We start from the raw sequence: 18,029 nt of genomic DNA, 5'->3' as shown, positions 1-18,029 counted from the left end.
ACCCAGCCCCGCCCCCCAACCTCCGTGACGCGGCCACGAGCGATCAGGTACAGTTGGCGCTCATACGGCGGCTCGCCGGGCGGATTCCCGCCGGAGGGTGCCTGCGCGGGCGTAGTTTAATGGTAGAACATGAGCTTCCCAAGCTCAGAGCGCGAGTTCGATTCTCGTCGCCCGCTCTTAGGAAAACAGCAGGTCAGAGCCGGTCTCTAGCCCAATGGGCGGACCGGCTTTTTGGTGTTCAGGGCCTCGACATGCGACAACGTGCGACTAGCAGTCGCACCGACCCGCCCGGAGGAACCCGTCATGGCCGCAAGTCCTCGCGCCGAACGTTCGGTGCGGTGCGCCGTCTGCCCTCAGGACGCTGGCAGGCGCACTACACGATCGAGGAGTCCGGCGAGCGCCGTCTAGCGCCGATAACGTTCACGACCAAGGACGAGGCGGACGGCTGGCTGTCCACCGTGCGCGCCGACATGCTGCGCGGTACCTGGCGCGATCCTCTGATCGGTGACATCACGCTCGCGGCGTACTTCCCGAAGTGGCTGGCCGCTCGGCCGAAGCTGAAGCCACGCACCGTGGCGCTGTACCAGCGCCTCGCCGCCCACTGGTTGATCCCGGCCGTCGGGTCGGGCGACTCAACGGCTGAGCTGGGCGCGACGCCATTGCGCAGGATCACGACCAAGACGGTGCGGGAGTGGAATGCCATCGTTGTCCGCGAGGCGCGGGGCAAGGTTGAGGCCAAGGGGCGGGGCAAGGTGCGGCGGCATCCCGCCCGTGAATGGGCGCAAGCTCAGGGGATCGAGGTGACGAGCACCGGCCGTCTCAAGCCATCGGTAATCGCAGCGTGGGAGGCCGCCGGTCGCCCCGACGTACGGCCCGCCAAACCGATCCCGGCGAACGCAGGGCAGGCGACCGCCGCGCAGTGCTATCGGCTGCTTCACGCGATCATGGCAACCGCCGTCGAAGACGACTTGATCTCGGTCAATCCCTGCATGGTCAAGGGAGCGTCCTCGGCGTCGGTGAGCGGTACATCCGTCGCCTCGTCGAGAACCGCTCAGTGCCGGCTACCAAGCTCGGTCGTCACGTCCGCATCCGGCGTTCCGCGCTCGACGCGTACGCGAGCGCCGGTCTTCGCCCTGCGCGCGTCGCCTACTAGGCATCGCTGCGCAACGTCATCAGACCGCGCTGAGCGGGGCGGCCGTCGGGACCGGCGATCATCGCGATCACCCCGGCGACGACCGACGCTCACCGACCTGATTTCGGCGGTACAACGCCACCTCGGACAAGCCGACGAGGTACCTGCACCAGCGGATCGCTACCGCTGAGCAGGGCGCGCACGACATCACTCCATGGCTCGTGATCCGGAACTCGGCCGCGAGGCGATGTCGTGCTGCCCGATGTGGCCTCGGGCGCGGTCAAGGTCAAGGGACGGGGCTGGGCGGGAAGCCCTGCCCTTAGGTATCTCAGGACTCTGATGGAGGTGACACAGTGCAACCTAAGCGCACCCGAGGAAGATGCAGAGCGGCAGACCAGGACTGCATCCTGAACGGCGAGAAGGTCATCAGGAACGCACGGGGACGCTGCGAGATCGGCGGCCCGCGCTGCACCGGCCGAGCCACGACTGCCGATCACATCATTCCCTTGGCCTACGGGGGAACCCACGACCGCCGCAACCTGCGCGCAGAGTGCCTACCGTGCAACTGCGGTCGCGGACGGCGAACTCGACGCATCCCCGAGGCCGAGTTCACGCCCGCGCTGCACGACGCGCCATGCATCCAGTGCCACGCCAGCGACCGGCCCAGTGTGCCGTTCGGACTTCAGGTCACCGGACCGTGCGATCAGCCGCTGTACGTATGCGTGCCGTGCCGGACGACGCTGACCCGCACAACTGCCGAGGACCTTCTCATGCGAGGCAAGCGATTCGCGCCTGCCTGGCTTGCAGCCTCGGCGTACCTCGCCGAAGGAGGATCCGCATGGGCGGGGCGCTGAGACGCGCACGCCGTACCTGCTGGCAGTGCAGTGTCAGTGGCCGGTCGGTGCGGAGCGCGTACGGCTACGGCCCCGATGGCGCGGTGTACCTATGCACGGCGTGCCACGACGCGCTGGACGTCGAAGACATCGACCGACTCACGGCCACAGGCGTTCGCCCGCGTCCGGACTGGTGGCCCGGCTTTTTCTAGGCATTGGACGCAGCGGACACCCCGCGCCCCGTGTCCAATATCCCCCAGCGGAAGAAAAAAATCGCAAACAGCAATCAGGAATGGGAAACCATCATGACTATCAACGAATCTGAGCGAACTGAGTCCGCCGACTCCATCGACGCTCTGTTCCCCGCCCCCGCCCCCACGTCACGCCATGATGTCCCCGGCCCAATGGAGCGGGCGATGCGGCAGACGTTTGAGGCCATCCCCGAACGGTCAGCCGAGTCCGCCGCAGTTGAAGCCCTCGGGGTCGTCCTGGCTCAAGCTGTGGATGTCGCCACGGAACAGGCGGACAGCAACCGACTTTGGCATCTCGCGCCGCGCCTGCTGGAGGTGTTGCGAGAGCTGCGGCTCACCCCGGCTAGCACCCCAAGGAAGGATGAGCGGAGCGCGCTGTCCAGCCTCCTCGACACCCTTTCGCAACCCAGCCGCTACGCCATCGAACCGACCTACTTCCCCGACGAGGAGTTGGAGGTCAGCGGCGAGGATTACCACGTCCTCGAACCGGATGAGGTCTAGGGAAACGGGCGGATGGCCGACGCCTTCCGCCCCTTCTCAGGCGCTTTCCCAGGGCAACTCAAGAACTTCAAGCAAGTTCGAGCACAGCCCCTTCCCGGAAGCAGGACCTTGAAGCAAGCTGCGGAATACCGGCAACGCCCAAGACCCGAGGAGGGCACCATGGCACTGCACATGCTCGGCAAGGACCCCGACAGCCCCGACGGCGACAGCCCGACCGTCTACTACGACGACGTGACCGGCAACTACATCCTTCAGGGCTGGAAGGTCCTCGACCCTGCCAAGCTGGCCGAGATGAGCATCCCCGAGCATGAGACCGTGATCGAGTTCCCGACCCGCATGATGCATTTCTTCCCGGAGGTGAACGGTGGCGGAGGCCCCGAGCTTCACTGACCTCTTCGCCCGCGTCCAGCGGTCCGCCTGGCACTTGGAGATGCGCGACGGGTACAAGCTCACCGACCCGGCGTTCGTGGACTGGCAGGCAGGCCGCGAGATCGTTCCGGCGGACCGCTGGCCTACGTGGTTCGAGTTGGTGAGCGCGACCGTAGCGCGCGGAGTCGAGGTTAAGCGGGTCCGCGTCGTCTCCGAACCCGTCAGCGACTACATCAAGTTCGAGCACAGCGTTACCGCCGGCCTGAACATCGCCGCCGGTGAAGACATCCGCTGGCTGCCTCGGCGACAGGCGACAAGCCTGCTGCTGCCAGGAAACGACCACTGGCTCTTTGACGAGACGACGCTCCTGGTCAACCACTTCAACGGCAACGGCGACTCAACCGGTCACGAACTGATCGAGGACGACCCGGACCTAGCCAAGCAATGCGTCACCGCCTTCCGGGCCGCCTGGGACCGCGCCGTCCCGCATGCCCAGTACCACCCGGCATAGGCCCGGTGTCGTCTCTCTCTAGCGTCCTGGAGGCCCGGAAAGCCCTCGGCCGACGCCTGCGCGACATCCGCCGCGACGCGGGTCTCACGGCGCGGGCGCTGGCAGGGCTGGCCGGGTGGCACGAGTCGAAGATCTCCAAGATCGAGCACGGTACGACCAACCCGTCCGACGACGACCTCCGCGTCTGGGCGACTCACTGCGAGGTTCCCGAGCAGGCCGAAGACCTCATCGCCACCGCACGAGGCATCGCGGGCATGTACACCGACTGGCGTCGCATGGAGAGGACCGGTCTCAAGCTCGCCCAACAGTCGGTCGCACCGATCTATGAGCGGACTCGCTGGTTCCGTATCTACAGCTCCACGACGCTGCCCGGCCTGATCCAGACCGAGGGCTACACCAGGGCCGTCCTACGGTCCGTGCAAGAGCGCCGGGGGCTCACCGACGACGTAGAGGACGCGGTAGCCGTACGGATGGAACGTCAGCACGTCCTACGGCTTCCCGACCGACGATTCGCGTTCCTCGTAGAGGAGTCCGTCATCCGGGCGACCGTCGGCGGCACGGACACGATGCTTGAGCAACTGGCGCACCTGCTCGCCGTGTCTATCTTTCCAAACGTCAGCCTCGGCATCGTCCCCAGTTCAGCGGACCGCACCAGCATCCGCGCCGTGGAGTCGTTCTACATGCATGACGAAGCACAGGTGAACGTCGAACTGGTCTCCGCCTACCTCACCTTGACTCGGCCCTCCGAAATCGCGATGTACGCCCACGTCTTCAGGATGCTTAAGGACCTGGCCGTTCACGGACCAGCCGCAACAAAGGTCATCACGAGCGCAATCGACGCGCTCGGGTGAATGGCCGAGCACATCGAAGCACAGTCATAGACCTCTGATTCGCTAGCGGATCACAGTGGATGCATGAGCCTCGACAGCTACGCCATCGATTCGGAGATCACCGGCACCGTCGTGGAGCGCACCCCGCGCGGGCAGGCCGAACCGTTCGGCTGGATGATCCGGTGCGTGTGCGGCTACAAGGCCGGGCCGTACGCCGCCGGGCTCGTCATCTACGCCAACAAGGTCCGCGACCGGCACGAGACCTCGTGCCTTTGGCCGAAGGGGGCAACCGCGTGACTACTGCCTCGCTCGGCGACCGGATCGACATCGGCAACGGCAAGGTGGGCATCATCGTGGAAGTCCGCGCCGCGAACCTCTACGTCGTGTCCTGGAGCGGCGGCACCCGATCGACCGTCGTACCCGACCATCGCGCGCACATCGAGCCCGGCTACTTCGGGCGGCTTGTCGGTGAGGCCGAGGCCGCGACGCGCGCGGCCCGCTCGCAAACGGCTCGCCGAGGATGGGCCACTCGGCGCGCCGCCACAGGGACATGAAGGTGCTCGGCGCCGTTCTGGCGCTGCTCGTGTTGGGATTCTTCGCTCAGGGCTTCCATGCCGCCGAGAAGGCCGCGCCTGTCTGCCCGGCGAGTTCTCCGGCGACGAGTCGCTGACGGCTGGGAGGCTGACCGGATGAGAGAGAAGGTCTGGAAGTTCATCGGACGGCACGCCGGCGGGGCGCAGTGGCGCATCCTGTGGGTCAGCCAGCCGAAGTTTATCGTAGGAGTGTCGGGACTGGTCCGTGACGACGCTGGGCACGTGCTGCTCATCAAGGGCCGTATGTGGAAACCGTCGCGCCCGTGGGGCCTGGTGACCGGCTACGCCGAGTCGGGCGAGCAGTGGCACGAGACGGTAACCCGCGAGGCACGCGAGGAGACCGGCTATGAGGTCAAGGCGCTCCCCGAGCCAGTCCGGCTGGTCACAGGGTTCCGCCTACGCGCCGAAGTTGCGTTCCTCGCCGAGTTCATCGGCGGCACCTACACGCCTGACCCGAAGGAAGTCCTCGACGCGCAGTTCTTCGACATCGACGCGCTACCGGATGGGCTCCTGCCATCGCACCGCGAACTGATCGAACAAAACCGCAACTGGTTCAAGGGGGACGACATTGACCGTGCTCACGCCCAACGAGAAGCTGACCGGCACGCCGGGACAGAAGCGGGAGATCCTTGACCGCCTGACCCGTTTCCGGACCGATCCCGCCCGAACGCTCAAGCTCGGCGACCGCTACCCGCACCTGGAGTTCGTCACACTGCCCGATCTGCTGTCCGGGCTCGCCGACCGGGACGTTTTCACTGAGGGCGTCCGACTCGCCCGCGACCGGTTCGTAGCCCTGGGAGCTACCGACCTGCTTCCGTTCGAGCAGGTCTTCGTCGCGGTCGCCTCGACCATGCAGGCATGGGGCGGTTTCCACCACCGACTGCTGCCCTACCGCGCCCCCGACGACATCCAGACCCCCGGCTACCGGTACGTGCAGTCGTCGGCCGTCATCAGCAGGTACGGAGACCTCACGGGCGACATCCTCAGCGCCCCCGGCGTGACCGGGCTGGACCTGCTACGCGCCTACGTCCACGACTGCCACCACTACCTGACCTTCCGGTCCTACTGGCTCGGCGCCACCGGCATCCATCGGCACCGTCACGGGATCAACTACCGCCGCGAGTCCGGCCAGACCTACTCAGCCCGTGACCCGGAAGGCTCGGCGTCCACCCGCAATCTCGGCGTCGTCATGGAAGGCGCGTTCGACCGGGAAGCGACCGCCATTGCCAGTGAGGCGGCGCGCGCCGCCGGAATCGCCTGCCCGGCCGAGGGCATCGATCGTCACGCCTTCCTCGACGCCACGGGAAACGCGGCGAGCCCGTTCGAGCCTGGCGGCCCGTGGCTTGAGGCGATGAGCGGCTACGCCAAGCTCGTGACCGCTCCTTATGCCGCCTTCCTGGCAGAGATCGGCGGACCGGCCGCCGATGAGCTTCACGCCCACATCATCCGGGCGACCTTGACCGGCGACCTCACGCCGCTGGAGCGCTGGCTCGATACGCGATACGGCCCCGGCGAGTTCGTGGCGCTGTTCCGATCCGGGAGCTACGCCTCGGCGGCATAGTCCATCCCGCCGGTCAGCACGTGCGACATCGGTACGCATAGCCGCAGCTCAGCCCATGCAACTCCGTGCGACAACGTGCGAGTAGGGGCGGTGAACCACAGGGAATAGCAGTCAAGTGCGGTAAGCTGTTTCCGCAGGTCAAGCCTGCATTACGTGATCAACAGCACGTCGCGGAGACCTCGGAAACCCGGCCCGGCCAGCTTCCCAAGCTCAGAGCGCGAGTTCGATTCTCGTCGCCCGCTCAGCAAGGTGGAGTCCAGGTAGACCGGTTGTCCGGTACCTGGGCTCTCTGCGTTTTCAGGGACCGTGACGGTGCGCGTGCTAGGCAAGCCAAAGTTCGGCACGCCGGGCGGCGGCGTAGATCCGTTGTCGCATGTCGGGACTGAGCGCTGGCGGAGCTTTGAGGAACAGCCGCTCCAGCCGCTCTCCAGGGACGATGAGGACGTCTACGGGTGGTTCCTTCACACTCAGAGACTGCGCTCCGACGAAAGCAAGGACGCCGGTGACGCCAACGGGCGACCCGCACGCTGAGGTCAGCCGCTTGGCGGCGGCCGAGGCTTCATGCCGACTGTTCCGAACGTAGTCGTTGAGCTGGCCGTTCACGCGGACGAAGTCGCCGTTGGCGGTGACCCGCGCGCCGGGGTGGTGCTTCGTGTTGATCGTGAACACCCCGGCGGGCCCGATGATGACGTGATCTATGTCCGCGCCGCTCTTGAGCGGTATGGAGTGCAAGACGCTCCAGCCATGCGCCCTGAGCCGGTCGAGGCGATCGCCCACGCGACGCTCACCAGCCGCACCTACTTCCCAGGACGTTGCTTCCGTCCTGATGCCCAGAAGCTTCGCCGCGATGCGCTGGAATCGGCCTGGCGAGAGCTCAGCGGCTCGTTCGCTGACAGCACCCCCGGCAACGTTGTCTGCCAGATCCGAGCCAGGCGAAGGCGAGGCTGAATCGACGACGTGGGCCAAAGCGCTGATATCACCGCTGAGGAACGGCGTCAGCGCTTCCAAAGCCCTGTATTGCAGGTCCGGGTCTTCAACGTGAAGCTTGCTCGTCTGGCGATCGTAGTAGCCGACGTTCGCGCCGGTTGCGGTGTGGGTGATGTACAAGCGGTCCTTGCCGTACCTCTTCCACGCCCTGACCGTCAGTTCCCCCACGTTTCCCCCTGCTGAGCTTGCCCGGTGACCGACAACCGCCACCGCGCGTGGAACGCTGGGCGGTCAAGCATGCACGCTCAGTGCAGCCTACGGCTCCGGCCGCGGGTCTGACAGGGTCCTGCGACACTCGGCCCACCGACCGGGCAGGTGGCCGCCGCCCTCGCCGTGGGCGTCGTGACCAATTCGTGATCAGTCCCATGACAACCAGTCGTCGTGCGGCCCGTCATGTCGGTGTGAGCAGAATCCAACACGGAAGGTATGTCATGGCACGGGTGCGCTTCGCCGAGATCGTTGCAGTCGCCGCGTTGGTCGGGGGGCTTGCCGCGTGCGGCTCGAACAGCTCGAAACCGGCGGCGGCGCCGGTCACCGTCACGTCGACGGTTCAGTCCGCGCCGACGTCGTCGGCTGCGACGACGCCGGGGAGTGGTGCCGGGAGCACGACGGCTGCGAGTGGCACCAGCACGAGTTCCGCTGCCCAGCCGAGCAGTGTGCCCAGTGCCAAGAGCAGCTCGACGTCCTCCGGCGGGGGCGGCGTCGCCAATGCGGGTGACCAGGTCTCGATCGTCGGTACGTTGCAGTACCTCGCGCCTGGCAAGTTCATCGTCCATCCCGACGATGGCAGCACGGACCAGGGGTTCTATGTCTCGGACGCCACCAAGATCCTGGGTGCGGCCGCGATCTGCGGTGGGTCCGACGGGAACGTGACCATCGGCGGGGATGGCTACGGCACCACGAAGTGCACCGAGGACCAGCTGGAGACGGCCGCGAAGACCAACAGCGTGAAGGTCCGGGTCACCATGAACCGCAAGTCCGGCAGTGTGCAGACGGTCGAGGAGAAGTACCACCCGTAGTCCCCGCACCACTGCGCCACGCGCGCCGGGTGGTAGCGGCTGTGGGTAGGGCCATCCCCACCACTATCGACGGGTTCGCTCCATCGCCGCCGAGTCAGGGACTTGCGACGGTGGACGCATGAATCCTTCCCACCACCGCGCGCGCCGGGCCCGCCGCCGCGCCGTCGTCACGTTGGCCGCCGCGGGCCTGGCCGCCACCGGGACGGTCGCGACGGCGGCCGCGTCGACGTCCGGCTCCGCGTCGGCGCCATCGGCCGCGCGTTCCGCATCGACCGTGATCCCGACCCCGCCGCTGGATCCGCAGGCGTTGCGCAACGCCATCGCCAACCTCCCCGACAGCGAGATCACCGGCGCTTTGATCAAGGTGAGCGGACCGAGCGGACGGTGGTCCGGGACCTCCGGGATCGGCGATCTGGCCACCGGGGCCGGGGTGCGGTCGGACGACCGGTTCCGGATCGGCAGCGTCACCAAGGTCTTCACCGCGACGGTGGCGCTGCAACTGGTCGCCGAGAACCGCGTCGATCTGAACCAGACCATCCAGCACTACCTGCCGGGCCTGTTCCCCGAGGGCTATCCGCCGGTGACGATCGCCGAACTGCTCAACCACACCAGCGGGCTGCCGGCCGCCGGAAACCTCCCGATGCACGAGGACGACCCCGCGTGGTTCGTCCAGAACCGCTTCAAGGTGTGGACGCCACAGCAGGTCGTCACCGCCGCACTGACCAACGCCGGGACCCCGGCCAACCCGATGGACTTCGCGCCGGGCACCGCGCAGCGGTACAACGGCCTCAACTACTACCTGCTCGGCATGCTGATCGAGAAGGTCACCGGGGACAGCTACGCACATCAGGTGCAAAGCAGGATCCTGGGTCCGTTGCACCTCACCGCCACTTCCGTCCCGGACCTGGATGATCCACGGATCCCGGGACCGCACCTGCACGGCTACCTGACCGTCGACAGCGCGGGCGACCTCGCCGACGTCAGCGATCAGAGCCCTTATCCGTGGGCCGAGGGCGGGATGATCTCCGACGCGTCGGACCTGACCCGGGTGCTGACGATGCTCACCTCCGGCCGTCTGCTGCCGCCGGCCGAGACGAAGCTGCTGTTCACGGTGCCGAACGTCCCCTACCGCGACAACACGCACTGCACCATGGGCCCGGCGGCCGGCCGCGCCTGCTTCAGCATGGGCCTGATGTCCGTGACGATGCCCAACGGTGTGGTCGGGTGGGGCAAGACCGGATCGCGGCCGGGCTACACCGACGGCGTGTTCGTCAGCAGCGACCTCCAGCGCGCGATCGCCTACGCGTACACGCCGACCGACGACGGCAAGGGCGGCGACACCTCGTTCCTGATGGGGATCGCCGCCGCGGCGTTCGACCCCGCCGCGGCGCCGAAGTCAGCGGCCAAATGATCAGCTCAGACTCCGAGTCCTGACAAACCGACCACCCGGCCGCTCTCCGCCGACCGATACGCCGCCATGATCACCTCCAGCACCACCGATCCCTCGATCTCGGTGTGCGGCGGCCGTTCGCCGGTGCTGACGCACCGCACGAAGTGGGCGATCTCCGCGCCGAACGTGTCGACGGCGGGGAAGCGGCGAGCCCGCGAGCCGCCGTCGATCGTCTCCAGGCGCAGCCATTCGCCGCCGCCGCGCAGCGAACCCTTCGAGCCGAAGACCGAGAACCGCTCGGTGTCCGACGGCGGCTGGTAGGCCCAGCTGGTGGCGATGTTGCCGACGACGCCGTTATCGAAGCGCACCAACACCTGCGCCGAGTCCTCGGCTTCCAGGAAGTCGAGGCGGTGGTTCGCCAGCATCGCCGTCACCTGGGTCGGTTGCCCGTCGGCCAAGTGCAGGAGCAGGTAGGAGGGGTGGTAGCCGGTGTCGATGAGTTCGCCGCCGCCGGCAGTCGCGGTGCGGGCCCGCCAGCCGGCGGACTCGGCGGTCATCCCGGTGCGGAACGCGTCGTTGGTGCGGACCTCGTAGATGTCGCCCAGCTCGCCGGCGGCGATGTGCTCCTTGGCCGCGGCGACCGCCGGGAGGAACAGCTGGTTGTGCGCGCACATCAGGGTGACGCCGGCCTCCGCCACGGCTCGGCGGACCACAGCGGCCTCGTCGGGTGTCGTACACAACGGCTTCTCACACAGGATGTGCTTGCCCGCGCGCGCCGCCGCGACCACGGCGTCGGCGTGCAGGTGGTGCGGCAGGCAGATGTCGACGGCGTCGACCTCCGCGGCCAGCATCGCGTGGTAGTCCTCGTAGGGGGTCGCTCCGAGCTTGCCGGACATCGCCTCGGCGGCCGGCAGGTCGATGTCGCTGACCGCCGTGACCCGCGCCGCGTCGGGGATCTGGGCGTAGGCCTCGGCATGCAGCCCGGCGATGCCGCCGGCGCCGATGATCCCGACCCGCAACTGCTCCGTCATCGTGTGCCTCCGCGTTCTCTCATTCGGGCCGGCGCGGGACGGCCCGGCCCGTCGCCGCGCTCTCGTTGGCCATGGTCACCAGCTCGGTGAGATTGCGTGCGGCGCGCAGGTTGGCGTCCTCGACACTGCCGGTCGCGGTCTGCGCGACCCACTGCTCAAACGGCGTCGGCGCGTCCTTCTCGGTCTCCCGCAACGAGCGCGGCCCGCCGTCTTCCCACAGCTGGAACGCCTCGCCGCCGTGGCCGTAGAACAGGCTCGCGCGGTTCCAGTGCAACTCGATCGTGAAAGGGCTGTGGCCGCCGGTGACGAACCCGGTCTCGGCGACGCCGATCGCGCCGTCGGCGTATCGGAACGTGACGACCGAGTTGTCGTCGACGCCGCGCCCGGTCATCTCGCCGTAGACGGCCGAGACCGACTCCGGGAGCCGGCCGAAGAAGTGGTCCAGCAGGTACACCGGATGACAGCCCAGGTCGGTGAGTGCCCCGCCGACTGCCTCCCGCGGGTCGTAGAACCGTTTGGGGAGCCAGTCCTTGATGGATCCGTCGTGGGCCAGGCGGACCCGCGCGTAGGTCAGGTCGCCGTATTCTCCCGACCTCAGCAGGCGGTCGACGGTCAGCGTGTAGTGCTCGTGGAGCCGCGGCAACGCGACCGTGAAAGCCACCCCGGCGCCGCGCGCGGCCTCCAGGATGGTGTCCACCTCGGCCAGGTTCACGCCGAGGAGCTTCTCGGCGAAGACGTGCTTCCCGGCGGCCGTGGCCCGCACCATGACGTCCGCGTGCTCGACCGTCGCCGTGGTCACGACGACCGCGTCGACGTCGGAGGACAGCACGGTGTCCAGGTCCCGGACGAACGGGACGCCCCACCGCTCGGCGGCCTCGACGCCGCGCACCGGATCGGGGTCCCAGACCGCGACCAGCTCGGTGCCGGGGTGATCGCGGATCGTCTCGGCGTAGCCGGTGGCGTGGACGTGCCAGAAACCCAGGATCGCCACTTTGAGCATTGCGGATTCCACCTCTCGGAGCTTGATGACTTACTTGATCGCGCCCTGCGTCATCGCCTGGACGATCCGCCGACCGGCCCACAGGTAGAGCAGGATCATCGGCATCACCAGGATGACGATGCCGGCGAACAGCCCGCCCCAGTTCGAGGTGTACTGCATCGTGTTGTACAGCTCCAGCAGAGCCGCCGGCAGCGTCCGCTGCTGGGGGTCGCCGACCACGATCAGCACGAACAGCGTCTCGTTCCACAACGCCACGATGTTCAGCACCAGCGCGGTCACCAACCCGTGCCGGGCCAACGGGACCATGATCTCCACGAAGGTGCGGGTCGGCCCGGCGCCGTCGACCGCCGCCGCCTCCTCGATCTCGGTGGGCAGGGACCGGAAGTACATGGTGAGCAGGTAGACCGTGAACGGCAGCGACAGGACGACGTAGATCAGCGCCAGCGAGATCCGGTCGTCCCACCAGCCGGTGACCCACTCGGTCATGAACGTCGAGAGGTCGTTGGACATCAGGAAGAAGGGGACGACCAGCGCCTGCGCCGGGATCCCCATGCCGATGGCGAAGTAGGTGATGACGCGGTCGGCACTGCGCCGGTTCACCCGGGCCAGTACGTAGGCCGCCGGGGTGGCGATGACCATGGTGAGCAGCGCGGACGCCGCGACCACGGTGACCGAGCTGAAGGCCGCCTGCCCGAATCCGGACACCGACCAGGCCAGGCGGTAGTTCCGCCACTGCGGGGACTTCGGCAGGCCGAACGGATCGGTGAACACCTCGCCGTTCGTCTTGAGCGAGGTGACCACGACCCAGACGGTCAGGACCACCAACATCGCGACCCACACCCACAGCCCGGTCTTGACCGCACCGCTCAGCAGGCCGTCCAGCCGGTCGATCGCGCGTTTGGCAGGCGCCGGGCGCCGCTTCGCCGCCCGAGCCCGGCCGGTACCGGCCGGGGCGAGGTCGTCAGTGCTCGGATTCACAGTTCCACCGCCTCCGAACGCAGCAGCCGGCGCAACGCCACCACCAGCACCGCGGTCAGCAGGAACATCACGACGCCGATGGCGGCGGCCGATCCCAGCTCCGGCGTCCCGGAGACCCCGCCGGTCACCGCCAGATACTGCTCGACCGCCGCGCTGCGGGCCTGGATCGGCGGGTTCCCGGCGGTGCCGGTGAAGGCGATCACGATCTCGAACGTCTTCACCGCGCCGATCACCCACAACACCGCGCCGGTGGACAGCGCGTCGCGGGTGAGCGGGAAGGTGATGTAGCGGAACTGTTCCAGCCGGTTCGCCCCGGCCAGGCGCGCGGTCTCGTAGAGATCCTCCGGGATGGCGTCGACCCGGGACATCATGATCGCCACGTAGAAGCCGGTGCTGATCCAGACCACCGCCGCGATGATGCACTTGAAGATGAGATCGGGACCGAGCCAGCCCCGGGTCAGGCTGTGCAGTCCCACGTCGGACAGCACCTGGTTGAGCGCGCCGTCCGGATTGAGCAGGAAGCCGACCGCGGTGCCGATGGCGATCGGGGACAGGATGCACGGCACGAAGAGCATCGAGCGGACGAACGACCGGCCCCGCATCTCCCGCATGACGACCATGGTCAGGAAGGTCAGCGCGAAGACGAACGCGCCGCCGACCACGACCAGGATCAGGGTGTTGCGGAACGCGGTGAGGAACACCGAGTTGCTCAGCATCGCGCGGTAGTTGGCCAGCCCGTTGTAGTGGGCCGTGGTGCCGAGCCCCTGCCACTTGGTGAAGCTGTACCAGATGGTCACCGCGGCCGGCGCGATGAACAGGAACGTGTAGATGAGCAGGGCGGGAAGCAGGTACGGGACGTAGATCCGGTCACGTTCCCCACGGACGCCACCGACGCTGCGCGCCATCATCCCTCCTTCCCGCCCTGCGGCTTCGCGAGGCAGTCGTCATGTAGAGGCAGTCGTCATGTACTAGAGGCAGTCGTCACGTCCGAGCCGACGTCACTTGTACGAGGCGGTCTGGGACTTGCCCATGCTGACGAACTGCTCGGCCGTGATCTTCCCGGCGAACAGCTGGTTGTCCAGCGGCAGGAAGACGTCGTTCCACCAGCCGCTGTACAGGTTCGAGGCGTTGTCGTCGGTGGGCTGGACACTGGTCGCGGCCAGGATCGCCTTCTGCGCGGCGGCCAGCATCGGCGGCGCCGGGACGTCGGATCGCGGGCTCATGTTCAGGGCCTCGGTCGAGATCCGGGTCATGTACTGCTTCTGCATCATGAAGAGCAGGAACTGCTCGTCGTCCGCCACATTCGGCGACTTGGGGTTGATGCTCCAGCCCTCGGTGCCGACCTCGGCGGAGTCCGACCCGCCGGGCACGGTCGGGAACTGGAACATCTGGGCCTGGAACCCCGAGACCTGATCGGGCGCGGTCTCGCTGTTCAGCCAGGTGCCGTTGATGTTCATGGCCTCCTTGCGCTGGGCCCACTGGTTCTGGGCCGCCGGGTACTTCGTGGCCATGTAGTCAGGCTCGAACAAGCCGGCCTTCACCAGCCGCTCGTCGTCCTGGGCCGCGGCCAGCACCGCCGGGTTGTCCCAGCCGGCCGGGCTCTTGCCCAGCGCGGCGAGCGTGCCGGGGCCGCCGTGCCGCACCAGGAGCCAGTAGATCCAGTAGGCGTTGTAGCCGTCGACCGAGCCGTCCTGGGCGAACGGGACGCCGCCGGCGGCCTTGATCTTCTCGGCCGTGGCCAGCAGGTCGTCGAAGGTGGCCGGCGGGTCGGCGGCCCACTCGGGATGGGTCGCGGCGTCGAACCAGATGCCGCTGGAGCCGAGCGTGAAGGGGATCAGCCCCAGTCCGCCGGCGTCGGAGGACGCCTTCTGCACCGCGGTCGGCAGCACGGAGCCGAGCTTGACGTTGTCGTTCGGGATGGTCATGTCCATCATCGAACCCACGTCCAGGACCAGCCCGTGCGACCGGAAGTCGGAGATGTGGTCGGAGGTGTCGTCGAAGATGTCCGGCCCCTTGCCGACCGCGCCGGCGTCCTTCACGCTGGTCCCGTAGTCACGGCCGAGCCAGCGCACGTTCACGGTGACGCCGGTGGCCTTCTCGTAGGCGGCGATGCCGTCGGCGAAGATCTTCTGCTGCGGTTCGCCGACCCGCCACGAGGACCAGTAGGTGATCGTGGGATGGGTCGGGGCCTTGGTTCCGGTCTCCTTGGTCCCACACGCGCCGACGGCCATGGTCGCGGCGAGCGCGAGCCAGACCCCGGCCCTGGGCAGGCGTCCGCGAATCGATCTGGGCATGCTTGATCCCCCTCCGTGCGATGGGAAGTCCTTGATCTCTCGTTCGGTGTCGGCGGCGGCTCAGATGTGCCGCCGCCGATGAATCCCCGTCGGCCCTGGGTATGGGGCTGCTGCTGCGCTACTGCTGCCAGGTGTCCTGGTGCACCGAGCCGTCCGACTGCCGCCAGAACCAGTGGTGCACGTGCCCGGCCGAGTCCGGGCCGAAGGCGTGCTGCTCGGCGTTGAAAACGTTGCAGGACCACGGATCGCCCGCCAGCGCCACGACGCCGCCGGGCGCCTCCGTGCTCCAGTCCTCGTGGCCGAGGCCCAGTCCGTGCGTGCTCCAGACGTGGTCGAGCTGATTGGTGGCGGCGTCGCGGAAGAAGGTGTGCTGCTGGTCGCCGTAGACGAAGCCGGACGGGTCGCCGGCGATCGAGTAGCCGGTCGCGGCGGTCCAGTCCTCGACGTTCGTCTGCCCGGCGACGTCGTCGAACCACCAGTGCTGCAGATGGCCCTCGGTGTCGCGGGCGAACACGTGGATCTCGGTCTCGGCGTAGTCCAGGGCGATCGGTGAGGCGTCCGGGGCCGGCAACGGGCCGAACCAGATCTCGTGGTGCTCGTAGATCGGCTCGGAGCCCTGCCACCACCAGTGGTGCAGCAGCCCGTCCACACCCCGCGCGAACACGTTCTGGACGTCCCCGAACGCGACCGCCGCCGGGTTCCCGGTGATCGGGCCGCCCCAGTCGTCGGCCCGGGTGGTGTTGTCCGCGTCGGTGTACCACCAGTGATGGATCCGGCCGTCGCTGCCGCGGCCGAAGACGTGCTGCGTGGTGCCGAACACGAACCCGGCCGGATCGCCGGCCAGGTCCAGCGACGGGCCGCCCTGGGCCGCGGCCTCGGCGGTCCAGTCCACCAGGCCCCAGCCGCCGAACGCGGTGCCGGTCACCCACTGGAGCAGGTGCCCGTCGGCGCCGCGGGCGAAGACGTGCTGCTGGTTGCCCGAGCCGAAGGCCGCGGGCCGGCCGGCCGCCGAACCCGCCGGCGCGACGACCTCGGTCTTGTAGCTGCCCGGCGGGTCGTAGATGTAGTAGGTGTGCAGCAGGCTGCCGTCCGGCTGGACGGTGAAGGTGCCGAGCGCGTCGTCGTACACCTCGGCCTGGGACCCGGGCAGCGAACCGGCGCCGGGGTCCCCCGCGGCGGGTGTGTCGAAGAACCCCGGCGCCTTGCCGACCGCCGTGACGGTCGACGCCATCTGGGCCCAGGTCGGGTACAGCTTCGGTGAGCCCCAGGCGCGTTGGGCGAGGGCTTCCTGCAACGGTTGTAGATCCCGTTCCAGGGCGCCGACGCTCTCCTGCGTCGCGTCCCAGGACGACAGCTTGACGCCGACCAGGTGCGGATCGGTCGCGCCGCCGGGCAGCCTCTGGTTGCCCTCGAAGACGGCCGGATCGAAGTCCTCCCAGATGATCTGGCCGGTGGTGTTCGCGGCCCCCGGCGCGTTCTCGTCAAAGTAGAGGGTCGCGGCGTTCGCGTTGATCAGCAGGTTGCCGTTGGCCGCGTGCTCGGCCGGGGACATGCTGCCGCCGCTGAGCCAGTACTCGATGGTGATGTCACTGTTCAGCGGGACCGTGGCGGTGGCGAACAGGTCGTCGTTCCACATCCGCAGGGCCTTGCCCTGCTGCCGGACGATGGCGTCGGTCTCGTTCATGAAGGCGCGGTAGACGTCCTCGATCGTGCCGTTCGGCCCGTACTGGCTCTGCGCGTACTGCACCAGCTTCGGCATGTCCGCCGGGTCGTTCATCTTCTTGTTGTAGAACGCGTACTCGTCGCCGCCGGTGTGCCAGACCGGCGCGGACATCAGGCCGAGGTAGTGCGCGGCCAGCTGCCGGGCCCAGGCCACCGCCGTGGGGTTGGTGAGATCCAGGGCGCCCAGGATCGGCGCGCCGGTACTGTCGGTGAGCTCGTACTCCGGCGGTATGCCCTCGTGCGCGGTGTCCATGTGGCCGGGCATGTTGACCTGGCCGACGAGGTTCACGTGGTAGGCCTCGGCGAACGCGCCGAGCTGCTGGATCTGCGCGTCGGTCAGGTTCAGGCCGGAGACGTAGAGCATCAGCTCGTTGAGCTTGAGGTAGGAGAGTTCGCGGATCTCGTTGTGCCAGAAGCCGATCGGGAAGGGCCGCGAGCCGTTGTCGACCAGCACCGAGCGGACCGGATAGAGCGGCCAGTCCCGCACGGTCCCGGCCGGGAGCGTCACGCTCTGCCGGATCATCTGGATGATCGTGCGGGTCGCCCAGAACGCCCCGGCTGCCGAGCCGGCACCGATCTGCAGGATCGGGCCGATGGTCAGCTCGTAGCCCTCGGTCCCGAGCTGGGGATCGGTCGAGGCCAGTGAGATGTGGATGTCGCCGGCGGCGCCCGCCGCCAGGGCACCGGTGACGACGGCGGGCGCCGGCGCGTTCAGTACCATGCCGACATCGTCGGCGAACGTCTGCGCGTCCGTGGTCAGGGCCGAGGCGAACGACGGGTCCACCAGGATCCGGCCGGACGGCTGCCAGCCGAAGCCGGGTCCGGATCCGGGTGTCCATTGCTGGATGGCCGGCAGAGTCGCCGGGGGTGCGGTTGGAGCGCTGTCTCGTTCGGTCGTCGTCACTATGGCCTCCGTCACAGAGCACGAAGTCGCAGCCGAGCCGGTGTGCGCGTTTTAAATAACCAACTTTAAGTTAATATTCTGCTGACGAGGCGTCAAGGGCCCGGCGGGGGCGGCCCGGAACTC

The 18,029-nt window shown here is 68.0% G+C and carries 19 protein-coding genes and 1 tRNA gene; 13 read left to right on the top strand and 7 right to left on the bottom strand.

Features of this window, described 5'->3' with window-relative positions; all coding sequences use genetic code 11:
- Positions 1-105: 105 nt before the first annotated feature.
- The 11 genes from KGQ19_RS05895 to KGQ19_RS05840 all read left to right on the top strand — a co-directional run bounded on the left by KGQ19_RS05895 (position 106) and on the right by KGQ19_RS05840 (position 6,581).
- Positions 106-176, top strand: a tRNA-Gly gene (locus tag KGQ19_RS05895).
- 162 nt (positions 177-338) lie between these two features.
- The gene (locus KGQ19_RS53370) at positions 339-1,322 is read left to right on the top strand and encodes an Lsr2 family DNA-binding protein (protein ID WP_230418234.1); all 984 of its coding nucleotides are present in this window, start codon (positions 339-341) and stop codon (positions 1,320-1,322) included.
- A gap of 163 nt (positions 1,323-1,485) precedes the next feature.
- Positions 1,486-1,986 carry an HNH endonuclease gene (locus KGQ19_RS52555; RefSeq protein ID WP_212008040.1) on the top strand — a complete coding sequence of 167 codons (501 nt, stop codon included), beginning with the start codon at positions 1,486-1,488 and terminating at the stop codon, positions 1,984-1,986.
- A 221-nt stretch (positions 1,987-2,207) separates the two neighbouring features.
- Positions 2,208-2,717: a terminase small subunit gene (locus KGQ19_RS05875; RefSeq protein WP_212008039.1), complete on the top strand. Its 510-nt coding sequence runs from the start codon at positions 2,208-2,210 to the stop codon at positions 2,715-2,717.
- 159 nt (positions 2,718-2,876) lie between these two features.
- A complete protein-coding gene (locus KGQ19_RS05870) occupies positions 2,877-3,107 on the top strand; it encodes a hypothetical protein (RefSeq protein WP_212008038.1) in 231 nt (76 codons plus the stop codon).
- A complete protein-coding gene (locus tag KGQ19_RS05865; protein ID WP_212008037.1) occupies positions 3,082-3,597 on the top strand; it encodes a DUF6879 family protein in 516 nt (171 codons plus the stop codon). The genes KGQ19_RS05870 and KGQ19_RS05865 overlap by 26 nt, the downstream gene beginning before the upstream one ends.
- Before the next feature lie 5 nt (positions 3,598-3,602).
- Positions 3,603-4,448, top strand: a complete 846-nt coding sequence (locus KGQ19_RS05860) for a helix-turn-helix domain-containing protein (protein WP_212008036.1) — start codon at positions 3,603-3,605, stop codon at positions 4,446-4,448.
- 63 nt (positions 4,449-4,511) lie between these two features.
- On the top strand, positions 4,512-4,724 hold the full coding sequence (locus tag KGQ19_RS05855) for a hypothetical protein (RefSeq protein WP_212008035.1): 213 nt from the start codon (positions 4,512-4,514) through the stop codon (positions 4,722-4,724).
- A complete protein-coding gene (locus tag KGQ19_RS05850; RefSeq protein WP_212008034.1) occupies positions 4,721-4,981 on the top strand; it encodes a hypothetical protein in 261 nt (86 codons plus the stop codon). Before KGQ19_RS05855 ends, KGQ19_RS05850 begins: the two co-directional genes overlap by 4 nt.
- A gap of 135 nt (positions 4,982-5,116) precedes the next feature.
- A complete protein-coding gene (locus KGQ19_RS05845; RefSeq protein ID WP_212008033.1) occupies positions 5,117-5,653 on the top strand; it encodes an NUDIX domain-containing protein in 537 nt (178 codons plus the stop codon).
- Positions 5,589-6,581 (top strand): hypothetical protein, encoded by a 993-nt coding sequence (locus tag KGQ19_RS05840; protein ID WP_212008032.1) that lies wholly within the window; start codon positions 5,589-5,591, stop codon positions 6,579-6,581. The genes KGQ19_RS05845 and KGQ19_RS05840 overlap by 65 nt, the downstream gene beginning before the upstream one ends.
- Before the next feature lie 321 nt (positions 6,582-6,902).
- On the opposite strand, the gene KGQ19_RS05835 is transcribed toward KGQ19_RS05840, so the two are convergent.
- The gene (locus tag KGQ19_RS05835; protein WP_212008031.1) at positions 6,903-7,736 is read right to left on the bottom strand and encodes a nuclease-related domain-containing protein; all 834 of its coding nucleotides are present in this window, start codon (positions 7,734-7,736) and stop codon (positions 6,903-6,905) included.
- Positions 7,737-7,999: 263 nt separating this feature from the next.
- On the opposite strand from KGQ19_RS05835, the gene KGQ19_RS05830 reads away from it, so the two are divergent.
- Together KGQ19_RS05830 and KGQ19_RS05825 are read left to right on the top strand one after the other, a co-directional pair.
- A complete protein-coding gene (locus KGQ19_RS05830) occupies positions 8,000-8,587 on the top strand; it encodes a hypothetical protein (protein ID WP_212008030.1) in 588 nt (195 codons plus the stop codon).
- Positions 8,588-8,705: 118 nt separating this feature from the next.
- Positions 8,706-9,998 carry a serine hydrolase domain-containing protein gene (locus KGQ19_RS05825; protein WP_212008029.1) on the top strand — a complete coding sequence of 431 codons (1,293 nt, stop codon included), beginning with the start codon at positions 8,706-8,708 and terminating at the stop codon, positions 9,996-9,998.
- 5 nt (positions 9,999-10,003) lie between these two features.
- On the opposite strand, the gene KGQ19_RS05820 is transcribed toward KGQ19_RS05825, so the two are convergent.
- The 6 genes from KGQ19_RS05820 to KGQ19_RS05795 all read right to left on the bottom strand — a co-directional run bounded on the left by KGQ19_RS05820 (position 10,004) and on the right by KGQ19_RS05795 (position 17,906).
- Positions 10,004-11,008, bottom strand: a complete 1,005-nt coding sequence (locus KGQ19_RS05820) for a Gfo/Idh/MocA family protein (RefSeq protein ID WP_212008028.1) — start codon at positions 11,006-11,008, stop codon at positions 10,004-10,006.
- Positions 11,009-11,027: 19 nt separating this feature from the next.
- Positions 11,028-12,020 carry a Gfo/Idh/MocA family protein gene (locus tag KGQ19_RS05815; protein ID WP_212008027.1) on the bottom strand — a complete coding sequence of 331 codons (993 nt, stop codon included), beginning with the start codon at positions 12,018-12,020 and terminating at the stop codon, positions 11,028-11,030.
- An 18-nt stretch (positions 12,021-12,038) separates the two neighbouring features.
- A complete protein-coding gene (locus KGQ19_RS51730; RefSeq protein WP_212008026.1) occupies positions 12,039-12,986 on the bottom strand; it encodes a carbohydrate ABC transporter permease in 948 nt (315 codons plus the stop codon).
- Positions 12,983-13,891, bottom strand: coding sequence for a carbohydrate ABC transporter permease (locus tag KGQ19_RS05805; RefSeq protein WP_212008025.1), 909 nt, complete (start codon positions 13,889-13,891; stop codon positions 12,983-12,985). Before KGQ19_RS05805 ends, KGQ19_RS51730 begins: the two co-directional genes overlap by 4 nt.
- Positions 13,892-13,984: 93 nt before the next feature.
- A complete protein-coding gene (locus KGQ19_RS05800; protein ID WP_212008024.1) occupies positions 13,985-15,280 on the bottom strand; it encodes an ABC transporter substrate-binding protein in 1,296 nt (431 codons plus the stop codon).
- Between the two features lie 118 nt (positions 15,281-15,398).
- Complete coding sequence (locus tag KGQ19_RS05795; protein WP_212008023.1) at positions 15,399-17,906, bottom strand: family 20 glycosylhydrolase; 2,508 nt, start codon at positions 17,904-17,906, stop codon at positions 15,399-15,401.
- Positions 17,907-18,029 lie beyond the last annotated feature (123 nt).

It is taken from the genome of Catenulispora pinistramenti, assembly GCF_018274385.1.
GTDB lineage: Bacteria > Actinomycetota > Actinomycetes > Streptomycetales > Catenulisporaceae > Catenulispora > Catenulispora pinistramenti.
Note: the sequence above shows the minus strand (reverse complement) of the source record. Positions and strands in the feature narration are given on the sequence as shown.

Coding starts and splice junctions, on each gene's coding strand:
- KGQ19_RS05820 (WP_212008028.1), bottom strand. CDS start 11,008: ATGACGGAGCAGTTGCGGGTCGGGATCATCGGCGCCGGCGGCATCGCC.
- KGQ19_RS05845 (WP_212008033.1), top strand. CDS start 5,117: ATGAGAGAGAAGGTCTGGAAGTTCATCGGACGGCACGCCGGCGGGGCG.
- KGQ19_RS05855 (WP_212008035.1), top strand. CDS start 4,512: ATGAGCCTCGACAGCTACGCCATCGATTCGGAGATCACCGGCACCGTC.
- KGQ19_RS05805 (WP_212008025.1), bottom strand. CDS start 13,891: ATGGCGCGCAGCGTCGGTGGCGTCCGTGGGGAACGTGACCGGATCTAC.
- KGQ19_RS05800 (WP_212008024.1), bottom strand. CDS start 15,280: ATGCCCAGATCGATTCGCGGACGCCTGCCCAGGGCCGGGGTCTGGCTC.
- KGQ19_RS05825 (WP_212008029.1), top strand. CDS start 8,706: ATGAATCCTTCCCACCACCGCGCGCGCCGGGCCCGCCGCCGCGCCGTC.
- KGQ19_RS05870 (WP_212008038.1), top strand. CDS start 2,877: ATGGCACTGCACATGCTCGGCAAGGACCCCGACAGCCCCGACGGCGAC.
- KGQ19_RS05830 (WP_212008030.1), top strand. CDS start 8,000: ATGGCACGGGTGCGCTTCGCCGAGATCGTTGCAGTCGCCGCGTTGGTC.